The following is a 26,165-nucleotide window of genomic DNA, read 5'->3' as shown; positions in this document are numbered from 1 at the left end:
CCCATCTGACCGAAAGAAGCGGGAACACGCTTCTTTCGGTCAGATGGGGGTCCGTCTCGCCTTACCACCTTTCGTCCTCACGCCTTCCGCTTCCCTTCCTCCAGCCGGATTCAACGCCGCGCTCCGAAGAGCAGTCCGCCGTCGAGCCGGCCGCCAAGGCGCCGCCCGCGGCGAACCGACCTCCGGCCGATCCGGACAACCCGGCCCGCACCCCGGCGGCCGCCCGCTCCCGGGTGGCCCCCATCTCCGCCGACGTGCGGTTGCTCGGGATCGCCACCGAACACCTGGCTCGGCTCGGGCCCAAGCGCGTCACCGTCGTCGCGGTCGCGGCCGAAGCCGGCATGACCCACGCCAACGTCTACCGCTACTTCCCCTCGAAGGACGCCCTGCTCGACGCCGTCGCCGGCCGCTGGCTTCGCGACATCGAGACCCGGCTGGCCGGCATCGCCGACGCGCCGGACCCGGCCGACGACAAGATCGAGCGCCTGCTCACCGCGCTCGCCGCCCTGCAGCGCGACGCGCTCCAGGACGAACCGAACCTGTTCGCGGTCCACCTCGACGCCACCGTCGCCGCCCGGCCGATCGCACGCCGCCATCGGGTGCGCCTGCGCAGCCTGGTCGAGCGGGTGATCGAGGAGGGCATGGCCACCGGCACCTTCTCGGCCCGCGACCGCGAACGCGCCATCGCCTTCATCTTCGACGCGAGCTACCGCTTCACCCATCCGCTGGCGATTCAGCACGACGCCGAGGTGCCGCGCGACCTCGTCGACGCCCGCTTCGGTGCGGTCATCCACGCGATCCAAAGGGTGCTGCGCGCTGGCATCCTCTGAGCGGAATGACAGGTTTTCGAATCTGTCATAGCGCATCGCCGGCGGCATCGTTCCGCTCGCAAAGCCCTCGGAAAGCTTGGCTTTTCGAGGGCTTTTCGTTTTGCGCCGCGTCTCCCTCCTGGCCCGAACCCTGCTAGGCCCGACTCCATCGGGTTGATGGAGCGGTGCTTTTCGGCCACACAGCCGCGCAGGAAAAACCGCCGCATCGGGCGCCGCTTCGAGTCGGATTTCGAACGTCGCGCCGCCCGCAGGCCGCGCCTCACCTTTCACGCATAGCTGGAGACGTCTCGGACATGGCACGCAGCAAGATCGCGCTCATCGGCGCCGGCCAGATCGGCGGAACGCTGGCGCACCTCGCCGGTCTGAAGGACCTCGGCGACGTCGTGCTGTTCGACATCGTCGACGGCGTGCCGCAGGGCAAGGCGCTCGACATCGCCGAATCGGCGCCCGTCGACGGCTTCGACGCCAAGTATTCCGGCGCGAGCGACTATTCGGCGATCAAGGGCGCCGACGTGGTGATCGTCACCGCCGGCGTGCCGCGCAAGCCCGGCATGAGCCGCGACGACCTGATCGGGATCAACCTGAAGGTCATGGAGGCCGTCGGCACCGGCATCAAGGAGAACGCGCCCGACGCGTTCGTGATCTGCATCACCAACCCGCTCGACGCCATGGTCTGGGCGCTGCAGAAGTTCTCCGGGCTCCCGACGAACAAGGTTGTCGGCATGGCCGGCGTGCTCGACTCGGCCCGCTTCCGCCACTTCCTGGCCGAAGAGTTCAAGGTCTCGGTCGAGGACGTCACCGCCTTCGTGCTCGGCGGCCACGGCGACGACATGGTGCCGCTCACCCGCTACTCGACGGTGGCCGGCGTGCCGCTGACCGACCTGGTCAAGCTCGGCTGGACCACCCAGGAGAAGCTCGACGCCATGGTCGAGCGTACCCGCAAGGGCGGCGGCGAGATCGTCAACCTGCTCAAGACCGGCTCGGCCTTCTATGCGCCGGCGGCCTCCGCCATCGCGATGGCGGAGAGCTATCTCAAGGACAAGAAGCGGGTGCTGCCCTGCGCCGCCTACCTCGACGGCCAGTACGGCATCTCCGGCATGTATGTCGGCGTCCCCGTCGTGATCGGCGAGAACGGCGTCGAGCGCGTGCTGGAGGTAACCTTCGACGCGGCCGAGAAGGCGATGTTCGACAAGTCGGTCGGCGCGGTGAACACGCTGATCGAGGCCTGCAAGACGGTGAATCCCGCGCTCGCCTGAGCCACGACGTTTGTCGTCCCGGGGCCGCGAAGCGGAGCCCGGGATCCAGAACCACAGGTGGTGCTCCAGTTTGCCGCGACAGCGGCTCTGGATTCCGGGCTCGCCTCCGGCGCCCCGGAATGACGGAGAGGGTCCTTCGATGAACATCCACGAATACCAAGCCAAGGCGGTGCTGAAGGAGTTCGGGCTGCCCGTCTCCAAGGGCGTCGCGATCTTCAAGCCCGAGGAGGCCGAGGCCGCCGCCAAGGAGCTCGGCGGCCCGGTCTGGGTGGTGAAGAGCCAGATCCACGCGGGCGGCCGCGGCAAGGGCACCTTCAAGGGGGCGCCGGCCGGCGCCAAGGGCGGCGTGCGCGTCACCAAGTCGATCGACGAGGTGAAGCAGTTCGCCGGCGAGATGCTCGGCCAGACGCTGGTGACGATCCAGACCGGCGAGGCCGGCAAGCAGGTCAACCGGCTCTACATCGAGGAAGGCGCGCAGATCGCGGCCGAGTTCTACCTGTCGATGCTGGTCGACCGCGAGACCGGCCAGGTCGCGTTCGTCGTCTCGACGGAAGGCGGCATGGACATCGAGACGGTGGCCCACGACACCCCTGAGAAGATCGTCACCTTCTCGGTTGATCCGGCCACCGGCATCATGCCCCACCACGGCCGCGCGGTCGCCAAGGCGCTCGGCCTCACGGGTCCCCAGGCCAAGGAAGCCGCCGACCTCACGAACAAGCTCTACGCGGCCTTCACGGCCAAGGACATGAGCATGCTCGAGATCAACCCGCTGGTCCTCACCGGCGACGGCCACCTCAAGTGCCTCGACGCCAAGATCTCGTTCGATTCGAACGCGCTCTACCGTCACCCCGATATCGTCGCGCTGCGCGACGAGACCGAGGAGGACGCCAAGGAGATCGAGGCCTCGAAATACGACCTCGCCTACATCGCGCTCGACGGCACGATCGGCTGCATGGTCAACGGCGCCGGCCTCGCCATGGCGACGCTGGACATCATCAAGCTCTACGGCGAGGAGCCGGCCAACTTCCTCGACGTCGGCGGCGGCGCGACCGAGGAGAAGGTCACCGCGGCCTTCAAGATCATCACCGCCGACCCGCAGGTGAAGGGCATCCTGGTCAACATCTTCGGCGGCATCATGAAGTGCGACGTCATCGCCCGCGGCGTGATCGCGGCGGTGAAGGCGGTGGGCCTGGAGGTGCCGCTCGTCGTGCGCCTCGAGGGCACCAACGTCGAGGAAGGCAAGGCGATCATCAGCGGCTCCGGCCTCAACGTGATCCCGGCGGACGACCTCGACGACGCCGCGCAGAAGATCGTCGCCGCCGTGAAGAAGGGCTGAAGCACCATGTCCATCCTCATCGACGCGAACACCAAGGTCATCTGCCAGGGCTTCACCGGCAAGAACGGGACCTTCCACTCCGAGCAGGCGATGGCCTACGGAACCAAGATGGTCGGCGGTACCTCGCCGGGCAAAGGCGGGTCCAAGCACCTCGGCCTGCCGGTCTTCGACACGGTCGGCGAGGCCCGCGAGGCCACCGGCGCGACCGCGTCCGTGGTCTACGTGCCGCCGCCGGGCGCGGCCGACGCGATCTGCGAGGCGATCTCGGCGGAGATGCCGCTGATCGTCTGCATCACCGAGGGCATTCCGGTGCTCGACATGGTGCGGGTCAAGCGCGCGTTGGAAGGCTCGAAGTCGCGCCTGATCGGGCCGAACTGCCCCGGCGTCGTCACGGCGGGCGAATCGAAGATCGGCATCATGCCGGCCAACATCTTCAAGCCGGGCTCGGTCGGCATCGTCTCGCGCTCGGGCACGCTAACCTACGAGGCGGTATTCCAGACCTCGACCGCGGGCCTCGGCCAGACCACGGCGGTCGGCATCGGCGGCGACCCGGTGAAGGGCACCGAGTTCATCTCCATGCTGGAACTGTTCCTCGCCGACGAGAAGACCAAGTCGATCGTGATGATCGGCGAGATCGGCGGTTCGGCCGAGGAGGAGGCGGCGCAGTTCCTGGCCGACGAGGCCAAGCGCGGCCGCAAGAAGCCGATGGTCGGCTTCATCGCCGGCCGCACCGCGCCTCCGGGCCGCCGCATGGGCCATGCCGGCGCGATCATCTCCGGCGGCAAGGGCGGCGCCGAGGACAAGATCGCGGCGATGGAGGCCGCGGGCATCCGCGTCTCGCCCTCGCCCGCGCGCCTCGGCTCGACGCTCGTCGAGGTCCTCAAGGGCTGAAACCCAGTGACAGCCGCGCGCGTATGACCCCGCGCGCGGCTGTGTTGCAGCGCACGCAAGCCCGTGACGCCATATGATGGACGACGAGGCGCCGCTTCGCGCGCCTGCAAGGAATCGCAGCGCGGCCCGAGTCTCCCCGAGCGGAGGCGCCTCCCGCGCGATGACGCGGCTCTCGCGCGCCGGCGGAGAGCCCGCAAGGACAGGATGACCCGCCGATGGCACGCCAGGACGTGAACGAAGCGCTGCTGGAGACCTCGTTCCTCTATGGCGGCAACGCCGCCTACATCGAGGAACTGCAGGCGGCCTACGCCCGCAACCCGTCCTCGGTCGACCCCGAGTGGCAGACCTTCTTTAAGGGCCTGGGCGAGGACGAGACCCTGGTCGAGAAGAACGCCGCCGGCGCCTCGTGGACCAAGCCGAACTGGCCGGTTCCGGCCAACGGCGAGATCGTCTCGGCCCTCGACGGCAACTGGGCGACCCTGGAGAAGGCGGTCGGCGAGAAGATCCTCGCCAAGGGCGCGGAGAAGGCCGAGCAGAGGCCCGGCAAGCCCGCCGACGGCCTCGCGGTCACCACCCGGACCGGCGTGTCGGTGGAACAGGCGACCAAGGATTCGGTCCGCGCGATCATGCTGATCCGCTCGTACCGCATGCGCGGCCACCTGCACGCCAAGCTCGATCCGCTCGGCCTCGCGCCCCGCGGCGACCACGAGGAGCTGCATCCGCAGCATTACGGCTTCCTCGAATCCGATTGGGACCGGCCGATCTTCCTCGACAACGTGCTCGGGCTGGAATTCGGCACGATCCGCGAGATCGTCGCGATCCTGGAGCGGACCTACTGCCAGACGCTCGGCGTCGAGTTCATGCACATCTCCGATCCCGAGGAGAAGGCATGGCTGCAGGAGCGCATCGAGGGCAAGGACAAGGAGATCTCGTTCACGCCGGAAGGCCGCCGCGCGATCCTCAACAAGCTGATCGAGGCCGAGGGCTTCGAGAAGTTCCTCGACCTCAAGTACACCGGCACCAAGCGCTTCGGCCTCGACGGCTCTGAGGCGATGATCCCGGCCCTCGAGCAGATCATCAAGCGCGGCGGCGCGCTCGGCGTGCGCGAGATCGTACTCGGCATGGCCCACCGCGGCCGCCTCAACGTGCTCACCAACGTGATGGCGAAGCCCTTCCGGGCGGTGTTCAACGAGTTCAAGGGCGGCTCGGCCTCGCCGGCCGAGGTCGAGGGTTCGGGCGACGTGAAGTACCATCTCGGTGCCTCGTCCGACCGCGCCTTCGACGGCAACAACGTCCACCTGTCGCTCACCGCCAACCCGTCGCACCTCGAGATCGTCGATCCCGTCGTGCTCGGCAAGGTCCGCGCGAAGCAGGACCAGCGCGCCAAGCCCAACGTGGTGCGCGCCAGCGTGATGCCGCTGCTGATCCACGGCGACGCGGCCTTCGCCGGCCAGGGCGTGGTCGCGGAGTGCCTCGGGCTCTCGGGCCTGAAGGGCCACCGCACCGGCGGTTCGATCCACTTCATCATCAACAACCAGATCGGCTTCACCACCGATCCGCGCTTTTCGCGTTCGTCGCCCTACCCGTCCGACGTGGCGAAGATGGTCGAGGCGCCGATCTTCCATTGTAACGGCGACGACCCCGAGGCCGTGACCTTCGCCACCAAGGTCGCCGTCGAGTACCGCCAGAAGTTCGGCAAGCCGGTCGTGATCGACATGCTGTGCTACCGCCGCTTCGGCCACAACGAGGGCGACGAGCCGGCCTTCACCCAGCCGAAGATGTACCAGCGCATCCGCAAGCACACCTCGGTGCTGGAGAGCTACGCCCGCAAGCTGATCGAGAACGGCACCCTGAGCCAGGAGGCCTACGACGCCCGCAAGGCCGAGTTCCGGGCGATCCTCGACGCCGAACTCGAGGTCGCCGGCACCTACAAGGCCAACAAGGCCGACTGGCTCGACGGGCGCTGGTCCGGCTTCAAGGCCGTGCACGAGGACGTGGACGACCCGCGCCGCGGCCGCACCGGCGTGCCGGCCGAGACCCTGCGCGAGATCGCGGGCAAGATCACCCAGGCGCCCCCCGGCTTCCACCTGCACCGGACGATCCAGCGCTTCATGGACAACCGCGCCAAGGCGGTGGAGACCGGCGTCGGCATCGACTGGGCGACGGCGGAAGCGCTGGCCTTCGGCGCGACCATGCTCGACGGCAACCGCGTCCGGCTCTCGGGCCAGGACGTCGAGCGCGGCACCTTCTCGCAGCGCCACGCCGTGGTGATCGACCAGGAGAACGAGCAGCGCTTCACGCCGCTGAACGCGATCCGCGAGGGCCAGGCGCCGCTGGAGGTCATCAACTCGATGCTCTCCGAGGAGGCGGTGCTCGGCTTCGAGTACGGCTACTCGGCGGCCGAACCGAACGCCCTCGTGTTGTGGGAGGCGCAGTTCGGCGACTTCGCCAACGGTGCGCAGGTGGTCATCGACCAGTTCATCGCGTCCGGCGAGCGTAAGTGGCTGCGCATGTCCGGCCTCGTGATGCTGCTGCCGCACGGCTACGAGGGCCAGGGCCCGGAGCACTCGTCCGCGCGCCTGGAGCGCTACCTGCAGTCCTGCGCCGAGGACAACATGCAGGTCGCCAACTGCACCACGCCGGCGAACTACTTCCACATCCTGCGGCGCCAGCTGAAGCGCGACTTCCGCAAGCCGCTGGTGCTGATGACCCCGAAGTCGCTGCTGCGCCACAAGCGGGCGGTGTCGAGCCTCGACATGCTGGCGGAGGGCTCGACCTTCCACCGCATCCTCTGGGACGACGCCGAGCACGAGGAGGGCGGCGTCAAGCTGGTGCGCGACGACAAGGTCCGCCGCGTCGTGCTGTGCTCGGGCAAGGTCTACTACGACCTGTTCGAGGAGCGCGAGAAGCGCGGCGTCAACGACGTCTACCTGCTGCGCGTCGAGCAGCTCTACCCGTTCCCGCTCAAGGCGCTGGCGAACGAGATGGGCCGCTTCCGCAACGCCGAGGTGGTGTGGTGCCAGGAGGAGCCCAAGAATATGGGCGCCTGGGCCTTCGTCGAGCCCTACCTCGAATGGGTGCTCGGCCAGGCCGGCTCCGCGGTGAAGCGCGCCCGCTACGTCGGCCGCCCGGCCTCCGCCTCGACCGCCGTCGGGCAGATGTCGAAGCACCAGGCGCAGCTCCAGGCCTTCCTCAACGAGGCCCTCGCGGTCTGACCTTTCGACGACGCGGCGGCTCCTGATGGGCCGCCGCACCCTATCCCGGCCGTCCGGTACGGCCCAACCGATCCGGCGTGAGAAACATGGCAACCGACATCCTCGTCCCGACGCTCGGCGAATCCGTCAGCGAGGCCACCATCGGCCGCTGGTTCAAGAAGCCGGGCGACACGGTCGCGGCCGACGAGCCCCTGGTCGAGCTCGAGACCGACAAGGTGACCCTCGAGGTCAACGCCCCGGCCGCCGGCGAGCTCGGCGAGATCCTGGTCAAGGACGGCGAGACGGTGGAGCCGGGCGCGCTCCTCGGCTCGATCGTCGAGGCGAGCGGCGGGGCCGCCAAGCCCGCGCCGAAGAAGGACACCGAGGCAGCGAAGGCGTCCGCCCCCGACGCGAAGGCGGTCGAGGCGGCGCCGGCCAAGGAGTCGGCCGCCGGCTACGGCAACCACGGCGACGCGGCGCCCCCGGCCGCCCGCTCGGCCGACGACAACGGTCCGGCGGTGGGCAAGCTGTCCCGCGAATCCGGCATCGATCCGGCGAGCGTGAACGGCAGCGGCAAGGACGGCCGCGTCACCAAGGGCGACATGCTCGGCGCGATCGCGAAGGGCGACCAGTCATCGAAGGGCCCCGCGCAGGCGGCCCCCGCCCCGGCCAAGGAGGCGCGCCCGACGCCGCCGCGCCCGGCCTCGAAGCCGGACGACGCCGCCCGCGAGGAGCGCGTGCGGATGACGAAGCTCCGTCAGACCATCGCCCGCCGTCTCAAGGACGCGCAGGACACCGCCGCGATGCTGACCACGTTCAACGACGTGGACATGTCGGCCGTGATGGCGATGCGGAGCCAGTACAAGGACATCTTCGAGAAGAAGCACGGCACGAAGCTCGGCTTCATGGGCTTCTTCACCAAGGCGGTGATCGGCGCGCTCAAGGACGTGCCGGCGGTCAACGCCGAGATCGACGGGCCGGACCTCGTCTACAAGAACTACTACCACATCGGCATCGCCGTCGGGACCGACAAGGGCCTCGTGGTGCCGGTGGTGCGCAACGCCGACGACCTGTCGATCGCCGGCATCGAGAAGACGATCTCGGGCTTCGGCAAGAAGGCCCGCGACGGCAAGCTCTCCATCGACGAGATGCAGGGCGGCACCTTCACCATCACCAACGGCGGCATCTACGGCTCGCTGATGTCGACCCCGATCCTCAACGCGCCGCAATCGGGCATCCTCGGGATGCACCGCATCGAGGAGCGCCCGGTGGTCCGCAACGGCAAGATCGAGGCGCGGCCGATGATGTACCTCGCCCTCTCCTACGACCACCGCATCGTCGACGGGAAGGAGGCGGTGACCTTCCTGGTGCGGGTGAAGGAGGCGCTGGAGGATCCGGCGCGGCTCGTCCTGGACCTGTGAACGGAGGCGTAGGCTTCTGGACGCGGCCGGATGCAAACTTGGATCCTCGTTTCGAAGATCGTCCGGAACGTCGGCCTTGCGCTTGCGGCCTTCGGTGGCGTGATCCTCGCGTGGTGGACGCTTACACCGGAGCGGGCGCAGGCCAGTTCCGCGGCGACGCAAGCGGAACTGGCCCGACGCACTCACGTGACGGAGCTGTTCAACCGCGCCGCCGGACAGCTCGGCGACGAGCGCCTTGAGGTGCGCCTCGCCGCGATCTACGTCTTACGTGAGATAGGAAGAGACTTTTCCGACCTAGCCAATCCAGTGTTCGAACTGCTGCAAGCGATTTTGCGGGAACGGCAGGCGGATTATCGGGACTTGGATCCACCGGTCGACGTTCAAGCCATCATGGCGACCCTGCGCATGAGGATTGCGGACGATGACAAGCCTGTCGCCTAGAGATCGTCCCATACGCAATCTGCGCGGTGCTTTCATCCGGCAGACCGATCTCAGCAACGCCGACCTTCGCGATGCTGAGCTTTCCGGCGCGGATGCCAGCAACGCGCGTTTTACCCGATCGAATTTTGAAGGTGCCCGCTTGGTCGGGACGATCCTACGCGGCGCGGACCTCACCGGTGCGAAGAACCTCACGGTCGAGCAACTGGCCAGTGCCGTGATCGATGCACGCACCGTGCTGCCGGACTACATCGACTGCAGTCGGCTGCGCGATGCGGTCGAGTCCCCCGCAGATATCGCCTCGTGACGGATCTCGCGAAAAAGGTCGTGGTCGTCACCGGCGGCGGTCGCGGCATCGGCCGTGCTGTGTCGCTGCTCGCGGCGAAGCGCGGCTACCGCGTCTGCCTGAGCTACGTCTCCGACGCGGAGGCCGCCGCGACGGCGGTCGCGGCGATCGAAGCCGAGGGCGGGCAGGCCGTCGCGGTGCGCTGCGACGTGGCGGAGGAGGCTGAAATCGTCGCCCTGTTCGAGGCCGCCGACCGTCTCGGGACCGTTACGGCGCTGGTCAACAACGCGGGCGTGGTCGATCTGCCCGCACCCGTGTCCGAGATGAGTGCAGCCCGCCTCCATCGCATGATGGCGACCAACGTCGTCGGCTCGTTCCTCTGCGCCCGCGAGGCGGTGCGGCGGATGTCGACGAAGGTTGGAGGACGCGGCGGTGCCATCGTCAACGTCTCGTCGATCGCGGCGCGGCTGGGCGGAGCCGGACAGTTCGTGGACTACGCCGCCTCGAAGGGGGCGATCGACAGCTTCACGATCGGGCTGGCCCGCGAGGTGGCGGATGCGGGCATCCGGGTGAACGCGGTGGCACCCGGCATCATCGACACCGAGATCCATGCCAGCGGCGGCACGCCCGACAAGGCCGCCGTGATGGGGCCGGGCGTGCCGATGAAGCGCGCCGGCACCGCCGACGAAGTCGCCGCCCCGGTGCTCTGGCTGCTCTCCGACGAGGCGGCCTACACCACCGGCGCCATCCTCGACGTCTCGGGCGGCCGGTGACGCCGACGAACGAATGAATCCAGCAGCGACCCGCCCCGGCGGTCGCCGCACGCGAATGCAGGAACGAACAGACCCATGAGCACCTACGATCTCGTCGTCATCGGCACCGGCCCCGGCGGCTATGTCTGCGCCATCCGCGCCGCGCAGCTCGGCCTGCGCACCGCCGTCGTCGAGAAGCGCGCGACCCATGGCGGCACCTGCCTCAACGTCGGCTGCATCCCGTCGAAGGCGCTGCTGCACGCCTCCGAGGCCTTCGAGGAGGCGACGAAGCATTTCCCCGACCTCGGCATCGACGTCGGCACGGTCAAGCTCGACCTGGCCAAGATGCAGGGCTTCAAGGCCGAGGGCGTCGCCGGCAACACCAAGGGCGTCGAGTTCCTCCTGAAGAAGAACAAGGTCGAGACCTTCCACGGCACCGCCAAGATCGCCGGCGCAGGCCGCGTCGAGGTCACGTCCGAGGACGGCGGCAACCAGATGCTGGAGACCAAGAACATCGTCATCGCCACCGGCTCGGACGTGACGCGCCTGCCCGGCGTCGAGATCGACGAGACGATCGTGGTCTCCTCCACCGGCGCGCTCGAACTCGCGGCCGTGCCGAAGCGGCTCCTGGTGATCGGCGCCGGCGTGATCGGGCTCGAGCTCGGCTCGGTCTGGCGTCGGCTCGGCGCCGAGGTCACCGTGGTCGAGTACCTCGACCGCGTGCTGCCGGGGATGGACGGCGAGGTCGGCAAGCAGTTCCAGCGGATCATGGCCAAGCAGGGCATCGCCTTCAAGCTCTCGACCAAGGTCACCGGCGTCGCGGTGGCTGACGGCGCCGCCACGGTCACCGTCGAGCCGGCGGCGGGCGGAGCGGCCGAGACGATCCAGGCCGACGTGGTGCTCGTGGCCATCGGCCGCGTGCCCTACACCGAGGGGCTCGGCCTCGACGGGGTCGGCGTCCGCCTCGACAACAAGGGCCGGATCGAGACCGACAGCCACTACGCCACCAACGTCACCGGCATCTACGCCATCGGCGACGTGATCGCCGGGCCGATGCTCGCCCACAAGGCCGAGGACGAGGGCGTCGCGGTGGCCGAGATCCTGGCGGGCCAGTCGGGCCACGTGAACTACGCGGTGATCCCGAATGTGGTCTACACCTACCCGGAGGTCGCCTCGGTGGGGAAGACCGAGGAGGAGCTGAAGAAGGACGGGATCGCCTACAACAGCGGCAAGTTCCCGTTCACGGCCAACGGCCGGGCCAAGGCCAACGGCACCACCGAGGGCTTCGTGAAGGTGCTGGCGGATGCCGCGAGCGACCGGGTGCTCGGCGTCCACATCGTCGGCGCCGACGCCGGCAACCTCATCGCCGAGGTGGCGGTGGCGATGGAGTTCGGGGCCTCGGCCGAGGACATCGCCCGCACCTGCCACGCCCACCCGACCCTGACGGAAGCGGTGAAGGAAGCCGCGCTCGCGGTCGGCAAGCGCGCGATCCACGTCTGAGGATCGCGCAGCCGCGCCTCCTGTTTGTCCCTGCCCTCCGCTCAGGCCGAGCGGCGGTGCGGGGCGAGGGCGGCGATGCGCAACAGAGCGGTCGGGGCCGGCGGAGCGGTGATCGCGTTCAGCAGGTACGGCCGCCGCAGGCCGAACGCGTGATGGAGCGCGAGGTCGATGTCGCGGGCGTGGAACGGCATCCGCAGCACGAAGGCGGCGCCGAAGTAGCGCGCCGCCTGGGCGATCGGCTCGGGATCGCCGGTGGTGAGCACGGTGAGATGGGTCGAAAGGCCCAGCGGCTGCACTTGGCAAGCGAGCTCGAGGCCGTCGATGCCGCCGAGCTTCACGTCGACGAAGGCGAGGGGGTAGGCGTCGCTCTTGAGGAGCTTGAACGCGTGGCGGCCGCAATCCGTCTCGTCGATCTCCAGGGCGAAGCCGCTGCGCCCGAGCACCCGTCCGATCGCCGCACGCGCCGCATCCGACGAGGAGGCGAGAAGGATGCGCGTCGACTGCCGGCGCCGGGCGTCGGCGTGCAGCAGGCTCTCGATGTGGTCGGTGTCGAGGGGCACCTTCAGCACCTCGTAGGCGCCGAGCGACACCGCGAGTTCCTGCCACTGTGCGAAGACGCGGGCGGCGATCAGCACGAGGCAGGGCAGGGCCGCGCCGCGCTTGCGCGCCACCGCCACCGCCTCCGGGCCGCTCAAGCCTTCGAGCTGAAGGCCAACGAAGGCCAGGGCCGGCTTGTGAGCGAGGGCGAGCTCGATCAGCGTTTCGCCCGAGTCCGTCTCGACGACCGTGGCTCCGGGATTGAAGCGCGCCACCACAGCCGCGAGTTCGGCCCGGCGACGGGCGTCGCGGTCGGCGATGAGCACGGCGCCGGCCTGCAGCGCCCGCGTCGCCTCTCCTATTCCGGCGTGTCCGTCCGCCATGGTTCTCGCCTGTCCCGTCACGATCGCACAAGCGTAGAGTGTAATCCTCTCGGCAAGCTTAATTGTCCGAGGAATAGGCAGCTGGTCTTTCGACCGCACTAAAAGGCGTTTGTAACTTAAATCAAGTCTTGCGCGGTCCTCCGTGGCGGGTGTCGGCCTGCGCGCGGGTGGGTCGCGTCGAAGGCGCTCATCAGCCTGGCCGCGTCGACCTTGGTGTAGAGCTGCGTCGTCGAGAGCGAGGCATGGCCGAGCAACTCTTGGATCGCCCGAAGCTCGCCCTGGCGCGCCAGGAGATGGGTCGCGAAGGAATGTCGCAGGGCGTGCGGCGTCGCGCTGTCGGGGAGCCCGAGGCCGCCGCGCGCCCGGGCGACGACGTACTGGATGATCCGCGGTGAGAGCGGACCGCCCCGGGCTCCGACGAAGAGCGGGCCGTCGCCCGGCAGCGGGTGCGGGCAGGCGGCGAGGTAGGCCGCCACCGCCTCGGCCACCACCGGCAGCACCGGCACCATCCGTTGCTTCGCCCCCTTGCCGAGCACCGTCACCGCATCGATGCCGGGCACCGGCGCATCCCGGCGCGTCAGCCCGAGCGCCTCCGAGATGCGCAGGCCCGCACCGTAGAGCAGCGCCAGCACCGCCGCGTCGCGCATCAGGATCCAGGGCTCGCGATCCTCGTCGGCCCGCAGGGATGCCTCGGTCAGCGCGCGGGCGGCGGCCACCGGCAGCGGCCGCGGCAGGCGTCGTTCGACCTTGGGCGAGCGTACGGCGCCGAGCGCCGCCACGGTGCCGTGGCCCTCGCGCTCCAGGTACTTGGCGAAGGAGCGCAGGCCCGCCAGCGCCCGCATCAGCGAGCGCCCGCCGACGTCGTCGGCCCGGCGCGCGGCCATGAAGGCGCGGACGTCGCGCGGCTTCAGCGCGACGATCGCGGCGATGGTCGGCGTGCCGGCGCGGGCGTCGAGGTGGTGCAGGAACTGGCGCAGGTCGCGCTCGTAGGCCTCGACCGTGTTGTCGGACATCCGCCGCTCGGCCGCGAGGCTGCGGCTCCAGGCGTGGGCGGCGTCGCGCAGGGCGGCGTCGCCCGGCATCGCGAAGAGGGCGGCGTCCGTCGCGGCTGAGGTGGGCATCCGGTCTTCCTCGCGACACGCGCCCGCTTCGAACGCAGCTCGCCACTGGACGCGGCCGCGGTTGCGGGGCGGTTAACGGCCGTTCCCGGTCTCCTTCAGTCCGGTCTCTTTGATTCTCATGGCCTTGATCCGCGAGGCCAGGGTCGTCGGGCGCAGGCCCAACAGTTCGGCGGCGCCGCCCGGGCCGAACACCTTGCCGCCGGTCAGCGCCAGGGCGGCGGCGATCTCGGCGCGGTCGCGGGCCCGGCGGTCGGCCTCCGTCGGCGGCCGGTCGGCGGGGAGGGTGGGTGCCGCCGCGTCGGCCCGGCGCGGCGGCTCGGTCTCCGGCAGGTCGAAGCGCAGGCGGCCGCGCACCGCCAGGATGGCCGCGCGCTCGATCACGTTCTCCAGCTCGCGCACGTTGCCGGGCCAGGCGTAGCGGGCGAGGCGGCGGGCGTCGCCCTCGGTCAGGCGCGGCTCGGGGATGTTGAGGCGGCGGGCGGCGCCCTTGAGGAAGTGCTGGGCGATCGACGCGATGTCCTCCGGCCGCTCGCGCAGCGGGCTCGCGGCTAGGGGAAAGACGTTGAGGCGGAAGTACAGGTCCTCGCGGAACCGCCCCCGGCGCACCTCCTCGCGCAGGTCGCGGTTGGTGGCGGCGACGAGGCGGACGTCGACGGCGCGGGTGCGCGCCTCGCCGACGCGCTCGAACGAGCGCTCCTGCAGCACCCGAAGCAGCTTGCCCTGGAGGTCGAGGGGGATCTCGCCGACCTCGTCGAGGAACAGCGTGCCGCCGTCGGCGAGCTCGAAGCGCCCGACGCGGTCCCGGAGGGCGCCGGTGAAGGCGCCTCGGGCATGGCCGAAGAACTCGCTCTCGAACAGCTCGCGCGGCACGGCGGCGCAGTTCACGCGGATCATCGGCCGGTCGCGTCGGCGGCTGGCTTCGTGGATCGCCCGCGCGATCAACTCCTTGCCGGTGCCGGATTCCCCGGTGACGAGCACGGTGGCGTCGGTGCCGGCCACGAGGTCGACCTGCCGCAGCGTCGCCGCGATGGCCGGCGAGCGGCCGATGATGCCCTGGTGGTGCCGCTCCTGCCGGATCTCCTCCTTGAGGTAGGCGTTCTCCAGCTCCAGCCGCTCGCGCAGGGAGTCGACCTCGGCCAGCGCGCTGCGCAGCCGCTCCTCGGCCTCGCGCCGCTGGCTGATGTCGCGGAACACGATGACGGCGCCGAGCAGCCGCCCGCGGTCCCGGATCGGCGTCGAAGTGTACGAGACCGGGAACGCGGTGCCGTCGCGCCGCCAGAACACCTCGTCCTCGACCTGGTGCACCGCGCCGTCGCGGAAGGCCGCGTAGATCGGGCAGTCGCGGTGCGGGTAGGGCGTGCCGCCGGGATGGGTGTGGTGCACGGTGGCGTGCATGTCCTTGCCGACGAGGTCGGCGGCGCGCCAGCCGAGCATGCGCTCGGCCGCCGGGTTGACGAAGGTGGTCGCCCCGTCGGCGTTGACGCCGTAGATGCCCTCGCCCGCGGCGCGCAGGATCAGCTGGTTCTCGCGCTCGATGTCGCGGAAGATTCGCTCGACCCGCTGCCATTCGGCGACGCCGGCCCGCATGTGGTCGTCGGCCTGCCCGTCGACGACCCGGCGCCCGCGGGCCTCGAGGTCGGACAGGGTCACGAGCAGCCGCGGGGGGTCGCCGGCGAGCGGGCTCCCGGCATATTCCAGGCGTAGGCTGCGCCCGTCCGCGTGGCGCGGTTCCAGCGCCTGCGACCACCCTTGCCCGTTGGCGAAGGCGGCTTCCGTGAACACGATCAGCGCCGTCCGCTGGCCGGGATGCAACGCGCTCGCCGCGATCGCGCGGAGCGCCGCCCGGTCGTAGCCGAGCAGCCGGGCTGCAGCGGGGTTGGCGTCGACGATCCGGTCGGCCTCCGGCTCGATCACCAGCATCGCCTCGCGGTGCTGCTCGAAGACGGGTCCGAGATGGTCGGTCGCATCACCCAAGGCGGTCACCGCACCCGCTACGACATCTCGTGGTACGGCCACGAGATTTCATGGTACACGAAATCTCGTGGTCTGCCCATCGTGGGCCAAAGCTCTGTCTCAGCGAAGCTTTTTGGAAGGCGTCCGGCTGGCACATCGCTTGCGCAAGCTCGTGGCCGGCCCGGCTCGATCGCCGGGCCAGACCGATCCTGCAAGCCCGAGGGATGTCCGACATGAAGCGCGAAGACCTCACCGAAAAGCTCCTCGACATCAAGCGCGACAAGGGCTGGACCTGGAAGTTCATCCAGGACGAGATCGGCGGCCTGTCGCCGATCTTGATCACCGCCGCCTGCATGGGTCAGATGAAGCTGCCGAAGGCGCAGGCCGCCAAGGCCGCCGCCCTGTTCGGGCTCACCGAATCCGAGGAGCGGATGTTGAACGAGGCGCCCTATCGCGGCTCGATCCCCTCGCTGCCGCCGACCGACCCGCTGATCTACCGGTTCTACGAGCTGGTGATGGTCTACGGCACCACCTTCAAGGAGCTGATCCAGGAGGAGTTCGGCGACGGCATCATGTCGGCGATCGACTTCAACATGACCATGGAGCGCGAGGCCAACAACAAGGGCGACCGCGTCAAGCTCGGCATGTCGGGCAAGTTCCTGCCCTACAAGTATTACGGCAGCGAGGACGGCGTGCCGGAATACGGCTTCAAGGAAGGCTGAGCCGGCACCAGCCGCTTCGGTGTCACGGGAACCGACCATCGCCCCTTGCCGGGAGCGCCGGTTTCCGTGGAAGCTTTGCCGGGCGGTCGGCGCCGGGCGATGCCGGCCGACGCCTCCCGGCCGGAACGAAAGACTCGTAGGGGAACGCGTTGACAGCGGACGACGAGACGGGACGCCCCGGGAACTCGGTGCTCAAGGAACTCGCGACGGCGCTCGGCATCCCGGCGACGGCGTTCTTCGGTGGCTGCGAGGAGGGCGACCGGATCGCCGAGAGCGTCGAGCTGCTGCGCCTCTGGGCGACCCTCGACCGCGCCGAGCAGCGCCGGGAGATCCTGGACCACCTCCGCCGGATCACCGAGGGCCGCGCCGCCGGCTGAGCCGGGTCTCACCCGTCAGGCGTGTTCGGCGATGTAGCGTCCGAGCGCACCGGCGGCGTTGAGCATGTGCGCCCGCATGCGCCGCGCCGCCGCCTCGCCGTCGCCCTCCGCGATCGCGGCGAGGATCGCGCCGTGCTCGCCATGGGAATGCCGGATGCGGTCGCCCTGGCGGAGCTGGGTGCGGCGGAAGGCCGAGAGCCGCGTGCGGATCGCCAGCGCCTGCTCGGCGAGGAACCCGTTGTGGGTGGCGGCGTAGAGCCCTTCGTGGAACTGGCGGTTCAGGCCGTCGTAGGCGTCGAGGTCTCCGGATTCGACCGCCGCGCCGGAGCGATGGTGGAGGTCCATCAGGGCGCTGAGCTCGAGCGGGCGCATGCGGTAGGTCGCGAGCCGCACGCACAGGGCCTCGACCTCGGCTGTCGCCTCGAACATGTCCATGATCCGCTCGGGCGTCATCCGCGCGACGACCATGCCGCGGCGCGGTCGCTGCTCCACCAGGCCGCCGAAGGCGAGCTGACGCAGGGCCTCCCGCACGGGAGTGCGCGAGGCGCCGAAGCGGTCGGCCAGGGTCTGCTCGTCCAAGACCGTGCCGGCGGCGAGCTCGCCCGCCGCGATGGCGTCGCTGAGCGCGTCGCGGATGCGCTCGGAGATCAGCGTCCGCTCCTCGGTGGCCTCGCCCGCGTCCATGGATCTCCCGTCATGTGAGGGGCCGTCTCAACCCACGATCGCCCGCACGGTGAGGAACAGCACCGAGGGGCCGACGAGGCACCCGATGCCGGTGTGGAAGGTCGCGGTCAGCGCGCCGTAGGGCACGAGCTTGGGGTCGGTCGCGGCGAGGCCGCCCGCGACCCCGCTCACCGTGCCCATCAGCCCGCCATAGGCCATGGCCGAGCGCGGGTTGTCGAGGCCGATCAGCTTGGCGACGAGCGGCGTGCCGACCATCACCCCCACTGCCTTGGTCACGCCGGTGGCGATCGAGAGCGCCATCACCGTCGAGTCGGCGCCGAGCGCCGCGCCGGTGACCGGGCCGACGATGTAGGTGATCGCGCCCGCGCCGATCGTCGTGATCGAGACCGCGTCGTGGTAGCCGAAGGCCACCGCCGTCAGCGTGCCGACGACGAAGGGCAGCAGCGTGCCGAGCGCCAGCGCCAGCACGCCGACGAGGCCGGCCCGGCGCGCCTCGACCACGTCCACCTCGAAGGCGGTGGCGACGATGGCGAAGTCGCGCAGCATCGCCCCGCCCATCAGGCCGATCCCGGCGAGCGCCGGGATGTCGGCCAGCCCCTTCTTGCCGCCGGTGAACACGCCGCCGACGTAGGCGAGCGCCAGGCCGAGCACGATGGCGATGGCCGAGCCGTGCACCCGCCCGTTGGTCAGTTTCTTCGCGGCGACGTTCGAGACCAGGATCAGCGCCCCGACGACCGCGAAGGCCGCGACCAGGCTCTGCTCGACGAAGACGTGCTCGAGTCCGTGCCACATGCGGCTCACCCCTTCCGGCTTGCGGAGATCGCCGAGGCGTCGGCGGGCCGTTCGTCGAAGTCGCCGCCGAGGATCGCGCCGCCCTGCGCGACCTCGGGGCTCCCTGCGTCGCGGCCGCCGAGGCGGCTCAGCAGCGCGACCGCAGCGAAGCAGATCGCCAGGGAGCCGAGGGCGGCAATGATCACGATCGGGCCGCCGCTCACCGCGGCGACGACGTTCTGCTGGGCCGCCATGGCGACGACGATCGGGATGTACATGCCGCCCCAGAACTCGACGCCGAACTTGACGTTCTTGGTCAGGCGGCCGGTCCGCACCAGCCAGACGCGGGCGGCGATGAGCAGGATCATGGCGATGCCGACGCCGCCGACGTTGGCCTTCACCCCGAGCGCGACCCCGAGGAGGTCGCCGAGATACACGCCGACCAGCGTGCAGGCGGCGAGCAAGGCGACCCCGGCGATGATCATGGCCGGGGCCCGCGCGGCTCGAAGCCCCGGGGAGGCGGGTCGGAGCCCCACGAATGGGGGTTTTGCGGTGCGACGGGCTGCGGCATCCGGCGTCTCCGTCCCGATCTCGTGATTCGTCTCGGTTGCCCACCAGTATGCAAAATATTGACAGTTCGGCAATCTGGGATACGATGACGTGATCGAACGAGGTCGGCGCATACGCGTTCGATATCGGATCGCGCGTTTGCATGCGAGCCGCAGCGTCTGGCTACCGGCTTCGAGGACATCGGAATGACCGACTGGCGCAAGCAGAGGACGGCGCGGGACGAGCGGATCGCGGCCGGCCGGGCGCATGCGTCCGGCAAGGTCGTGCGGCACGAGGCGGTGGTCGAGCTGCTGGAGGCGGTCCTGCGCCCCGGCGACCGGGTGTGCCTGGAGGGCGACAACCAGAAGCAGGCCGACTGCCTCGCGCGCGGCCTCGGCGCCTGCGACCCGGGCAAGGTCCACGACCTGCACATGGTCCAATCGGGCATCGTGCTGCCCGAGCACCTCGACGTGTTCGAGACCGGCATCGCCCGGCGGCTCGACTATTCCTATTCCGGCCCGCAGGGCGCGCGCATCGCCAAGATGCTCTACGGCGGGCAGATCGAGCTCGGGGCGGTGCACACCTACCTGGAGCTGTTCGCGCGCTACTTCATCGACCTCACGCCGAACGTGGCGCTCATCGCCGGCGTCTCGGCCGACCGGGCCGGCAACCTCTATACCGGCCCCAACACCGAGGACACGCCGACGGTGGTGGAGGCCACCGCCTTCAAGAACGGCGTGGTGATCGCGCAGGTGAACCAGATCGTCGACACGGTGCCCCGCGTCGACATCCCCGGCGACCGGATCGACTTCGTGGTCGAGGCCGACAAGCCGTTCTACGTCGAGCCGCTGTTCACCCGCGACCCGGCGGCCGTGACCGAGACGCAGATCCTGATGGCGATGATGGCCATCAAGGGCATCTACGCCGAGTACGGCATCCGCCGGCTCAACCACGGCATCGGCTTCGGCACCGCGGCGATCGAGTTGCTGCTGCCGACGTTCGCCGAAAAACTCGGGCTGAAGGGCAAGATCGCCACCAACTGGGCGCTGAACCCGCACCCGACGCTGATCCCGGCGATCGAGTCCGGCTTCGTCGAGCAGGTGCACTGTTTCGGCTCGGAAGTCGGCATGGACCGCTACATCGCCGCGCGGCCGGACATCTTCTTCACCGGCGCCGACGGGTCCTTGCGCTCGAACCGCGCCTTCTGCCAGACGGCCGGACTCTACGCCTGCGACCTGTTCATCGGCTCGACCCTGCAGATCGACCTTCAGGGCCATTCCTCGACCGTCACGACGAACCGCGTCGCGGGCTTCGGCGGCGCGCCGAACATGGGCTCGGACCCCCATGGCCGCCGCCACCCGTCCGACACCTGGATGAAGGCCGGGCGCGAGGCCGGCGGCACCGGCGACCCGGCCTTGAGGCGCGGGCGCAAGCTCGTGGTCCAGCTCGTCGAGACCTTCGGCGACGGACTCGTGCCGGCCTTCGTCGAGCACCTCGACGCCCTGGAGCTGGCGAAGAAGATCGGCCTCGAGCTCGCGCCCGTCATGGTCTACGCCGACGACGTCACCCACATCGTCACCGAGGAGGGCATCGCCAACCTCCTGCTCTGCCGCGACGCGGACGAGCGCGAGCAGGCGATCCGCGGGGTGGCCGGCTACACCGAGGTCGGCCGCGGCCGCGACAGGGCGAAGGTTGAAGCCTTGCGCGCCCGCGGCATCGTCCGCCGCCCGGAGGATCTCGGGATCGAGCCCCTCGACGCCGACCGCTCCCTGCTCGCGGCGCGCTCGATCAAGGATCTCGTGCACTGGTCGGGCGGCCTGTACGAGCCGCCCGCCCGGTTCCGGAACTGGTGAGACGTCCTCGCCCCTTATCCCACGCACGACCTCATCCTGAGGTGCCCGCGTCAGCGGGCCTCGAAGGAGCCCTCCAAAGGTCGCGTGATCCCTGGAGCCCTCCTTCGAGGCCTCCGCTTCGCTACGGCACCTCAGGATGAGGTGATCGATTTGGACGAGTCCGAGATTCGGAAGGAAGCGTCATCCATGGAATCCTTCACCTTCCGCCACACCACGCAAAAGCCGCTCGCGGGCACCAAGGCGCAGGCGATCACCGGGGTGGTGGCGTCGGGCAACCTCGAGGTGCTGCTGGAGCGCGTGCTGCCGGCAGACCAGTGCACCATCGAGATCGCGACCCCGGTCGTCGGCTACGGCGACGTGTGGGAGGCGGTGGCCGCCGACTTCGTGGCGCGGACCCAGCCCGGCGGCTTGCGCATCGCGATCAACGACGGCGGCGCCCGGCCCGACACCGTGTCGCTGCGGCTGGCGCAGGGCGCCCGCCTGATGGAGGGCGGCCGATGAGCCTGAGCTGGTACGAGGCCAGCGCCCGGCAGCGCGTCGCGGCGCTCCTCGACGCGGGCAGCTTCGAGGAATTCGTCGGGCCCGAGCAGCGCGCGATGAGCCCGCACCTGCCGCTGTTCGATCTGCCTCGCGCCTTCGACGACGGGATCGTGGTCGGCCGGGGCAGGCTCGACGGCCGCGCGGTCTACCTCGCCGCGCAGGAAGGCCGCTTCATGGGCGGCGCCTTCGGCGAGGTGCATGGGGCCAAGCTCGTCGGCCTTTTACGCGCCGCGCTCACCGAGACGCCGGACGCCGTCCTGATCCTGTTCGACACAGGCGGCGTCCGCCTGCAGGAGGCCAACGCGGGCGAGACCGCCATCGCCGAGACCATGCGCGCCATCGCCGACCTGCGCCGGGCCGGCATCCCGGTGGTCGGGCTGGTCGGCGGGCGCGCCGGCTGCTTCGGCGGCGGCGGCCTCATCGCCGGCACCTGCTCGCGCCTCGCGGTCTCGGAGGGCGGGCGCATCTCGGTCTCCGGCCCGGAGGTGATCGAGACCAACAAGGGCGCCGAGGAGTTCGACTCGAAGGACCGCGCCCTGGTCTGGCGCACCATGGGCGGCAAGCACCGGCGGCTCACCGGGGGCGCCGACGTGTTCTGCGACGACACCGTGGCGGCGTTCCGCGCTGCCGCCCTCGACCTGGTCGGCCGGGCGCCGGCTTTCGACCTCGCGACGCTGGAGGCGGAGCAGGCGCGGCTCGAAGCCCGCATCGCGCGCTTCGGCGATTGCCGCGACGCCACCGCGATCTGGGCGCGCCTCGGCGTCAACGATCCGGCCGGCGTGCCGGCGCTGTCGGCGGCCGACTTCGACGGCCTCGTCGCCGGACTCGAAGGGACGACTCATGACGCTCGCTGAGATCCTGGCCTCGCTGTTCCCCGAGGGCCATTCGGTGAATGTGGCCGACGGGCTGATCACCGGCCACGGTCCGCTCGACGGCCGGGACCTTTCGGTGGTCGGCGTCGACGGCGACACGCCGCTCGGGATCGAGGGCGCGCTGACGCTCTCGGCCGCGGTGCTGGCGACGGTGCGAGCCGGGGGCGCCGCGCCGATCCTGGTGCTGGTCGATTCCGACAGCCAGCGCATGAGCCGGCGCGACGAGCTGCTCGGCCTGAACGAGTGCCTGGCGCATCTGGCCAAGGCGCTCCTTCTGGCGGACGCGCAGGGCCATCCGACGATCGGCCTGATCTATGGCCACTCGGCCGCCGGCGCCTTCATCGCCACGGCTTTGGCGACGCGGGTCCTCGTGGCGCTGCCCGGCGCCAACCCGAGCGTGATGGACCTGCCCTCCGTCGCCCGCGTCACCAAGCTGCCCCTGGAAAAGCTCGAGACGATGGCCAAGTCCACGCCAGTCTTCGCCCCCGGCCTCGACAACATGGTCCAGGCCGGCGCGGTGCAGGCGGTGCTCGACCCAGTCCAGCCGCTCGGGCCGCAGATCGCGGCGTTGATCACAGACTTGCCGCGGCAGGACGACCGCGACGCCCTCGGCAAGGCCCGCGGCGGCCGCCCGGTCGCGCACGACATCGCCGCGCGGGTGGTCGAGGCGGCGCGGGCGTGAGGGCGATCCGCCGCCACGACCTGTTCGTGGTGGCGCCCGAGGCCTGGCATCGGCTTCTGGCCGGGCGCCCCGACCTCGACGGCGTGCCGCACGTCGCGACCTGGGCGCGCGACGGCCGGCCGGTGATCGTGCGGCGGCGCTTCCCCGGCGAAGGCGATCACCTGCCCGCCGGGCTGCCGCTGCCGCCGGCCGACGGCAAGCGCCGCATCGGCCTCGCAGTGCCGTGGACCGACGCCACGCCGTCCCCTCCGGTGACCCTCGCCGCCGCGCGCCCGTCCGCGCCTCCGGCCTGGCATCCGACCGTCGACGCGGTGCTGGCGCTCGCCGCCGAATACGGCGTCGTCCCGCAGGTGTTCGGCGGCCTGCTGTGGCAACGCCTGACCGGCCTCGCCTACCTCTCCACCACCTCGGACCTCGACCTGCTCTGGCCGGTCCCGGTCACGCGCCGCCTCCTCGACGGCCTCGCCGCGATCGACGCGAACGCCCCGATGCGCCTCGACGGCGAGGTCGTCCTGCCGGACGGCGCCGGGGTGAACTGGCGCGAACTCCGCGACGCCCCGCCCGGGGGATCGGTGCTGGCCAAGGGACTCGACCGGGTGGCGCTGGTGCCGGCGGGCCTGGACCGGTGATGTCGGCGGATCGAGCCTTCACAGCCCATTCCCATCCACCATCCTCATCCTGAGGTGCCGCAGCGAAGCGGAGGCCTCGAAGGAGCCTTCCAGCTTGCGCGCGATCCCTGGAGTGCTCCTTCGAGGCCCGCTGACGCGGGCGCCTCAGGATGAGGGGGGTGGGTTGGAGGAACGCAACATGCCCTATGGCGGTGATCCTCAGCCGGCCAGCTCGCCCGCCCGCCGCTTGGCCGCCGCGACGGCCTCGCGCATAAGGGGACTGAGCGCGTCGGCGCGCATCAGCACGTCGAGGGCGGCGGCGGTGGTGCCGCCCGGCGAGGTGACGTTGCGGCGCAACTCCGATGCGGGCAGGTCGCTCGCGTCGAGGAGGGCGCCGGCGCCGCAGACCGTGGCGCGGGCGAGGCGCGCCGCCACCTGCGGGTCGAGCCCGGCGGCGATTCCGGCCTCGGCCATCGCCTCGACCATCAGGAAGACGTAGGCCGGGCCGGAGCCCGACAGGGCGGTGACCGCGTCGATCTCGGCCTCCGACCCGACCCATTCGACGAGTCCGTTGGCGGACAGCAAGGCCGCGACGGCGTCACGCCGCTCCGGCGTCACCGCCGCGTTGGCGAAGGCGCCGGTGGCGCCGCGGCCGATGCTGGCAGGGAGGTTCGGCATCGCCCGCACGATCGCCCGGGCGCTCGGCAGTCGGCCTGCGAGGTCGGCGACGGTCTTGCCCGCCAGGATCGAGAGGACGACGGTGTCGGGGCCGACCATCCGGTCGAGGTCGGGCGCGGCGTCAGGGAAGCCCTGCGGCTTGATCGCGACGACGAGGATGGCGGCCGGCGCGACGGTGGCCGGGTTCAGGGCGAGGCCGCGCGCCGTGCAGAGCACACGCAAAGCCTCGGTCGGATGGGCCTCGACGACGGTGGTGCGATGCGGGTCGAGGCCGGCCGCGAGCCAGCTCTCGAGCATCGCCCCGCCCATCTTGCCCGCCCCGACGAGGGTCAGGGAGGCGGGCAGGGCGCCGCCTGCGGAACCCACCATGGTGCGCCTCAGGCCTCGCCTTCGGTCTCGAACAGCACGGCGTCCAGCGCCTCGCGGGCGGACTTGCCGGCCCAGAGCACGAACTGGAACGCCTGGTAGTAGCGCTCGCACGCCTCGACCGCCGACTTCAACAGCATGGCGCATTGCGGGTGCGTCGGCACCGAGCCGCCGGCGAGCAGCAGGGAATGGCGGAACATCACCACGTCGTCGCTCGACCACAGGTCGAAATGGCCGATCCAGAGCTGTTCGTTGATCAGGGCGATCAGGCGCTGCACCTCGGTGCGGCGGCGGTCCGGCACCTTGAGGTCGAAGGCGCAGGCGACGTGCAGCGCCTCGACATCCTCGATCCAGGTGAAGGCGACCTGGTACTCGGTCCAGCGTCCGGCCACCACCACGGACATCTCGTCCGTCTCGGCGCGATCGAAGATCCAGTCGCGGAGCGCGGCAAGCCGCTCGACGACATCGAGCGGGTGCTCGATCCGATCGTAGCCCTCGATGTCGACGTGAAGCTGTGGCATGACGATCCGAAATGACGCCGCCGTATTCGAGCGCCGCGGCATGGTGAACAAGAAAGAACCGAAGCACGAAACCACGTCACGACGCGACGACACTTATCCCGATGGGACGGTATACCTCGTGGCGGCGGCTCTGCGGCGTCCCGTCTTCGGCGGGTTAAGGCGAATCAGTACGTCACCGACTATAAACCGGTGCGGACTCGCGACACAAAGCGCTTCCCCCGGCCGGTGAACAGGAAATGGATCGTTCGCGCGCGCTTCCTGTGTACAAGCCCGCCGCCCCGCCGGGGCCGATTCGCGCCGGCGACCCGGCCCTCGCCACCGTCGATCAGATCGCCTCGCTCGCCCCGGCGACGGCGGCCGCGGGCGGCTTCGCGTCGGCCTCCAGCGCCGCGACGCGGGCGGTCAGCGCCTCGTTCTGCGAGCGCAAGGTGGCGACCATGTCGCGCAGGACGTCGAGCTCTTCGCGGGAGGCGATGTCCATGTCGCGGATCAGCCGCTCGGCCTGGGCGCGGATCACCGTCTCGGCCTCGCGGCGTACGCCCTGCGCGGCGCCGGCGGCATCGGTCATCAGGCGGGCGAAGTCGTCGAACAGGCGGTTGGACGGGGGCATGTAGTCTCCGAAAGCGTCGCAGCCGCAACCCGGCCTGCGCTCCGACATAGGAATCCGCGGAGTCCGCGGCAATCCGGCGGGACGGCGCGGGATGGGGATGCCGCAAACAAAAACGGGGCCCCGAAGGACCCCGTCGCCGACCTGATCGAAGCGATCAGATCACATGCGGCGCATCATGCGGCGCTCCATGTGACGACGCATCATGCGGCGCTCCATGTGACGGTGCATCATGCGGCGCTCCATCCGGCGATGCATCATGCGGCGCTCCATGCGGTGCATCTGCACATGCTCGATCGCGTCGGGGGCGGTCACGCCCATCGGAGCGCCGGGGGCGGCAGAGGCGGGGGCGGTGATCGCGGCGGCGCCGAGCGAGGCGAGCACGGCAACGGCGAAGGTCAGTTTCCTCACGGAGATAATCCTGTTTCTTGTCGTCG

At 70.3% G+C, this 26,165-nt stretch carries 27 protein-coding genes; 17 read left to right on the top strand and 10 right to left on the bottom strand.

Annotated elements, in window-relative coordinates; genetic code table 11:
- The first annotated feature begins 233 nt into the window (after positions 1-233).
- The 10 genes from MFF13_RS04345 to lpdA all read left to right on the top strand — a co-directional run bounded on the left by MFF13_RS04345 (position 234) and on the right by lpdA (position 11,904).
- Entirely contained in the window at positions 234-830 is a 597-nt protein-coding gene (locus tag MFF13_RS04345; protein ID WP_238271022.1) for a TetR family transcriptional regulator, read from the top strand.
- 293 nt (positions 831-1,123) lie between these two features.
- On the top strand, positions 1,124-2,086 hold the full coding sequence (gene mdh / locus MFF13_RS04340; RefSeq protein ID WP_147828377.1) for a malate dehydrogenase: 963 nt from the start codon (positions 1,124-1,126) through the stop codon (positions 2,084-2,086).
- Between the two features lie 139 nt (positions 2,087-2,225).
- Positions 2,226-3,422, top strand: coding sequence for an ADP-forming succinate--CoA ligase subunit beta (gene sucC / locus MFF13_RS04335; RefSeq protein WP_147763815.1), 1,197 nt, complete (start codon positions 2,226-2,228; stop codon positions 3,420-3,422).
- Positions 3,423-3,428: 6 nt separating this feature from the next.
- Positions 3,429-4,313 (top strand): succinate--CoA ligase subunit alpha, encoded by an 885-nt coding sequence (gene sucD, locus MFF13_RS04330; RefSeq protein ID WP_147751582.1) that lies wholly within the window; start codon positions 3,429-3,431, stop codon positions 4,311-4,313.
- 215 nt (positions 4,314-4,528) lie between these two features.
- The gene (locus MFF13_RS04325) at positions 4,529-7,528 is read left to right on the top strand and encodes a 2-oxoglutarate dehydrogenase E1 component (protein WP_147751581.1); all 3,000 of its coding nucleotides are present in this window, start codon (positions 4,529-4,531) and stop codon (positions 7,526-7,528) included.
- Positions 7,529-7,614: 86 nt separating this feature from the next.
- On the top strand, positions 7,615-8,928 hold the full coding sequence (gene odhB, locus MFF13_RS04320) for a 2-oxoglutarate dehydrogenase complex dihydrolipoyllysine-residue succinyltransferase (RefSeq protein ID WP_147828375.1): 1,314 nt from the start codon (positions 7,615-7,617) through the stop codon (positions 8,926-8,928).
- A 30-nt stretch (positions 8,929-8,958) separates the two neighbouring features.
- Positions 8,959-9,369 (top strand): hypothetical protein, encoded by a 411-nt coding sequence (locus MFF13_RS04315; RefSeq protein WP_238271020.1) that lies wholly within the window; start codon positions 8,959-8,961, stop codon positions 9,367-9,369.
- Entirely contained in the window at positions 9,350-9,673 is a 324-nt protein-coding gene (locus MFF13_RS04310) for a pentapeptide repeat-containing protein (RefSeq protein ID WP_147828374.1), read from the top strand. Before MFF13_RS04315 ends, MFF13_RS04310 begins: the two co-directional genes overlap by 20 nt.
- Positions 9,670-10,425, top strand: coding sequence for an SDR family oxidoreductase (locus tag MFF13_RS04305; protein WP_238271018.1), 756 nt, complete (start codon positions 9,670-9,672; stop codon positions 10,423-10,425). The genes MFF13_RS04310 and MFF13_RS04305 overlap by 4 nt, the downstream gene beginning before the upstream one ends.
- A 75-nt stretch (positions 10,426-10,500) precedes the next feature.
- Positions 10,501-11,904 (top strand): dihydrolipoyl dehydrogenase, encoded by a 1,404-nt coding sequence (lpdA, locus tag MFF13_RS04300; protein ID WP_147828372.1) that lies wholly within the window; start codon positions 10,501-10,503, stop codon positions 11,902-11,904.
- A gap of 41 nt (positions 11,905-11,945) precedes the next feature.
- Here lpdA and MFF13_RS04295 read toward each other — a convergent pair whose 3' ends face one another.
- The 3 genes from MFF13_RS04295 to MFF13_RS04285 all read right to left on the bottom strand — a co-directional run bounded on the left by MFF13_RS04295 (position 11,946) and on the right by MFF13_RS04285 (position 15,865).
- A complete protein-coding gene (locus MFF13_RS04295) occupies positions 11,946-12,824 on the bottom strand; it encodes a response regulator (RefSeq protein ID WP_147751576.1) in 879 nt (292 codons plus the stop codon).
- A gap of 116 nt (positions 12,825-12,940) precedes the next feature.
- Positions 12,941-13,945, bottom strand: a complete 1,005-nt coding sequence (locus MFF13_RS04290; protein WP_147763808.1) for a tyrosine recombinase XerC — start codon at positions 13,943-13,945, stop codon at positions 12,941-12,943.
- A 72-nt stretch (positions 13,946-14,017) separates the two neighbouring features.
- On the bottom strand, positions 14,018-15,865 hold the full coding sequence (locus MFF13_RS04285) for a sigma 54-interacting transcriptional regulator (protein ID WP_238271040.1): 1,848 nt from the start codon (positions 15,863-15,865) through the stop codon (positions 14,018-14,020).
- A gap of 266 nt (positions 15,866-16,131) precedes the next feature.
- Here MFF13_RS04285 and cynS point away from each other — a divergent pair, with 266 nt between their 5' ends.
- Together cynS and MFF13_RS04275 are read left to right on the top strand one after the other, a co-directional pair.
- Positions 16,132-16,620, top strand: coding sequence for a cyanase (gene cynS / locus MFF13_RS04280; protein ID WP_147751574.1), 489 nt, complete (start codon positions 16,132-16,134; stop codon positions 16,618-16,620).
- Between the two features lie 149 nt (positions 16,621-16,769).
- Positions 16,770-16,997, top strand: a complete 228-nt coding sequence (locus MFF13_RS04275) for a hypothetical protein (protein WP_147828370.1) — start codon at positions 16,770-16,772, stop codon at positions 16,995-16,997.
- A gap of 15 nt (positions 16,998-17,012) precedes the next feature.
- On the opposite strand, the gene MFF13_RS04270 is transcribed toward MFF13_RS04275, so the two are convergent.
- Genes MFF13_RS04270 through madL form a run of 3 tightly spaced genes read right to left on the bottom strand, consistent with a single transcriptional unit; the run spans position 17,013 to position 18,937 of the window.
- Positions 17,013-17,681, bottom strand: a complete 669-nt coding sequence (locus MFF13_RS04270; RefSeq protein ID WP_147751572.1) for a GntR family transcriptional regulator — start codon at positions 17,679-17,681, stop codon at positions 17,013-17,015.
- Positions 17,682-17,708: 27 nt separating this feature from the next.
- The gene (madM, locus tag MFF13_RS04265; RefSeq protein WP_147828369.1) at positions 17,709-18,473 is read right to left on the bottom strand and encodes a malonate transporter subunit MadM; all 765 of its coding nucleotides are present in this window, start codon (positions 18,471-18,473) and stop codon (positions 17,709-17,711) included.
- Positions 18,474-18,478: 5 nt separating this feature from the next.
- A complete protein-coding gene (gene madL / locus MFF13_RS04260; RefSeq protein ID WP_147828368.1) occupies positions 18,479-18,937 on the bottom strand; it encodes a malonate transporter subunit MadL in 459 nt (152 codons plus the stop codon).
- A gap of 270 nt (positions 18,938-19,207) precedes the next feature.
- Here madL and mdcA point away from each other — a divergent pair, with 270 nt between their 5' ends.
- From mdcA to mdcG, 5 genes are all read left to right on the top strand, one after another.
- Entirely contained in the window at positions 19,208-20,854 is a 1,647-nt protein-coding gene (mdcA, locus tag MFF13_RS04255) for a malonate decarboxylase subunit alpha (protein ID WP_147763804.1), read from the top strand.
- A 186-nt stretch (positions 20,855-21,040) separates the two neighbouring features.
- Positions 21,041-21,355, top strand: coding sequence for a malonate decarboxylase acyl carrier protein (gene mdcC / locus MFF13_RS04250; RefSeq protein ID WP_147828367.1), 315 nt, complete (start codon positions 21,041-21,043; stop codon positions 21,353-21,355).
- Positions 21,352-22,248, top strand: a complete 897-nt coding sequence (locus MFF13_RS04245) for a biotin-independent malonate decarboxylase subunit beta (protein WP_147828366.1) — start codon at positions 21,352-21,354, stop codon at positions 22,246-22,248. The genes mdcC and MFF13_RS04245 overlap by 4 nt, the downstream gene beginning before the upstream one ends.
- Complete coding sequence (gene mdcE, locus MFF13_RS04240; protein ID WP_147828365.1) at positions 22,235-22,948, top strand: biotin-independent malonate decarboxylase subunit gamma; 714 nt, start codon at positions 22,235-22,237, stop codon at positions 22,946-22,948. The genes MFF13_RS04245 and mdcE overlap by 14 nt, the downstream gene beginning before the upstream one ends.
- The gene (mdcG, locus tag MFF13_RS04235) at positions 22,945-23,577 is read left to right on the top strand and encodes a malonate decarboxylase holo-[acyl-carrier-protein] synthase (RefSeq protein WP_147828364.1); all 633 of its coding nucleotides are present in this window, start codon (positions 22,945-22,947) and stop codon (positions 23,575-23,577) included. Before mdcE ends, mdcG begins: the two co-directional genes overlap by 4 nt.
- A gap of 198 nt (positions 23,578-23,775) precedes the next feature.
- Here the strand turns inward: mdcG and proC are convergent, their stop codons facing one another.
- The 4 genes from proC to MFF13_RS04215 all read right to left on the bottom strand — a co-directional run bounded on the left by proC (position 23,776) and on the right by MFF13_RS04215 (position 26,139).
- Positions 23,776-24,603 carry a pyrroline-5-carboxylate reductase gene (proC, locus tag MFF13_RS04230; protein WP_238271015.1) on the bottom strand — a complete coding sequence of 276 codons (828 nt, stop codon included), beginning with the start codon at positions 24,601-24,603 and terminating at the stop codon, positions 23,776-23,778.
- Positions 24,604-24,611: 8 nt separating this feature from the next.
- Positions 24,612-25,121, bottom strand: a complete 510-nt coding sequence (locus MFF13_RS04225; RefSeq protein WP_147726522.1) for a type III secretion system chaperone family protein — start codon at positions 25,119-25,121, stop codon at positions 24,612-24,614.
- Positions 25,122-25,446: 325 nt separating this feature from the next.
- Entirely contained in the window at positions 25,447-25,731 is a 285-nt protein-coding gene (locus MFF13_RS04220; protein WP_147751563.1) for an accessory factor UbiK family protein, read from the bottom strand.
- 159 nt (positions 25,732-25,890) lie between these two features.
- Positions 25,891-26,139, bottom strand: a complete 249-nt coding sequence (locus MFF13_RS04215; RefSeq protein WP_147751562.1) for a hypothetical protein — start codon at positions 26,137-26,139, stop codon at positions 25,891-25,893.
- Positions 26,140-26,165: the final 26 nt, after the last annotated feature.

The organism is Methylobacterium cerastii (assembly GCF_022179125.1).
GTDB lineage: Bacteria > Pseudomonadota > Alphaproteobacteria > Rhizobiales > Beijerinckiaceae > Methylobacterium > Methylobacterium cerastii.
This window is presented reverse-complemented; position numbering and strand designations above follow the sequence as displayed.

What these genes read in the sequence shown, in the direction of transcription:
- MFF13_RS04245 (WP_147828366.1), top strand. Translation starts at nt 21,352, where the DNA reads ATGAGCCTGAGCTGGTACGAGGCCAGCGCCCGGCAGCGCGTCGCGGCG.
- MFF13_RS04295 (WP_147751576.1), bottom strand. Translation starts at nt 12,824, where the DNA reads ATGGCGGACGGACACGCCGGAATAGGAGAGGCGACGCGGGCGCTGCAG.
- MFF13_RS04325 (WP_147751581.1), top strand. Translation starts at nt 4,529, where the DNA reads ATGGCACGCCAGGACGTGAACGAAGCGCTGCTGGAGACCTCGTTCCTC.
- madM (WP_147828369.1), bottom strand. Translation starts at nt 18,473, where the DNA reads ATGTGGCACGGACTCGAGCACGTCTTCGTCGAGCAGAGCCTGGTCGCG.
- proC (WP_238271015.1), bottom strand. Translation starts at nt 24,603, where the DNA reads ATGGTGGGTTCCGCAGGCGGCGCCCTGCCCGCCTCCCTGACCCTCGTC.
- mdcE (WP_147828365.1), top strand. Translation starts at nt 22,235, where the DNA reads ATGACGCTCGCTGAGATCCTGGCCTCGCTGTTCCCCGAGGGCCATTCG.
- MFF13_RS04220 (WP_147751563.1), bottom strand. Translation starts at nt 25,731, where the DNA reads ATGCCCCCGTCCAACCGCCTGTTCGACGACTTCGCCCGCCTGATGACC.
- MFF13_RS04225 (WP_147726522.1), bottom strand. Translation starts at nt 25,121, where the DNA reads ATGCCACAGCTTCACGTCGACATCGAGGGCTACGATCGGATCGAGCAC.
- madL (WP_147828368.1), bottom strand. Translation starts at nt 18,937, where the DNA reads ATGATCATCGCCGGGGTCGCCTTGCTCGCCGCCTGCACGCTGGTCGGC.
- mdh (WP_147828377.1), top strand. Translation starts at nt 1,124, where the DNA reads ATGGCACGCAGCAAGATCGCGCTCATCGGCGCCGGCCAGATCGGCGGA.
- mdcC (WP_147828367.1), top strand. Translation starts at nt 21,041, where the DNA reads ATGGAATCCTTCACCTTCCGCCACACCACGCAAAAGCCGCTCGCGGGC.
- sucC (WP_147763815.1), top strand. Translation starts at nt 2,226, where the DNA reads ATGAACATCCACGAATACCAAGCCAAGGCGGTGCTGAAGGAGTTCGGG.
- MFF13_RS04315 (WP_238271020.1), top strand. Translation starts at nt 8,959, where the DNA reads ATGCAAACTTGGATCCTCGTTTCGAAGATCGTCCGGAACGTCGGCCTT.
- MFF13_RS04270 (WP_147751572.1), bottom strand. Translation starts at nt 17,681, where the DNA reads ATGGACGCGGGCGAGGCCACCGAGGAGCGGACGCTGATCTCCGAGCGC.
- MFF13_RS04310 (WP_147828374.1), top strand. Translation starts at nt 9,350, where the DNA reads ATGACAAGCCTGTCGCCTAGAGATCGTCCCATACGCAATCTGCGCGGT.
- odhB (WP_147828375.1), top strand. Translation starts at nt 7,615, where the DNA reads ATGGCAACCGACATCCTCGTCCCGACGCTCGGCGAATCCGTCAGCGAG.
- sucD (WP_147751582.1), top strand. Translation starts at nt 3,429, where the DNA reads ATGTCCATCCTCATCGACGCGAACACCAAGGTCATCTGCCAGGGCTTC.
- mdcA (WP_147763804.1), top strand. Translation starts at nt 19,208, where the DNA reads ATGACCGACTGGCGCAAGCAGAGGACGGCGCGGGACGAGCGGATCGCG.
- lpdA (WP_147828372.1), top strand. Translation starts at nt 10,501, where the DNA reads ATGAGCACCTACGATCTCGTCGTCATCGGCACCGGCCCCGGCGGCTAT.
- MFF13_RS04290 (WP_147763808.1), bottom strand. Translation starts at nt 13,945, where the DNA reads ATGCCCACCTCAGCCGCGACGGACGCCGCCCTCTTCGCGATGCCGGGC.
- MFF13_RS04285 (WP_238271040.1), bottom strand. Translation starts at nt 15,865, where the DNA reads ATGCTGGTGATCGAGCCGGAGGCCGACCGGATCGTCGACGCCAACCCC.
- cynS (WP_147751574.1), top strand. Translation starts at nt 16,132, where the DNA reads ATGAAGCGCGAAGACCTCACCGAAAAGCTCCTCGACATCAAGCGCGAC.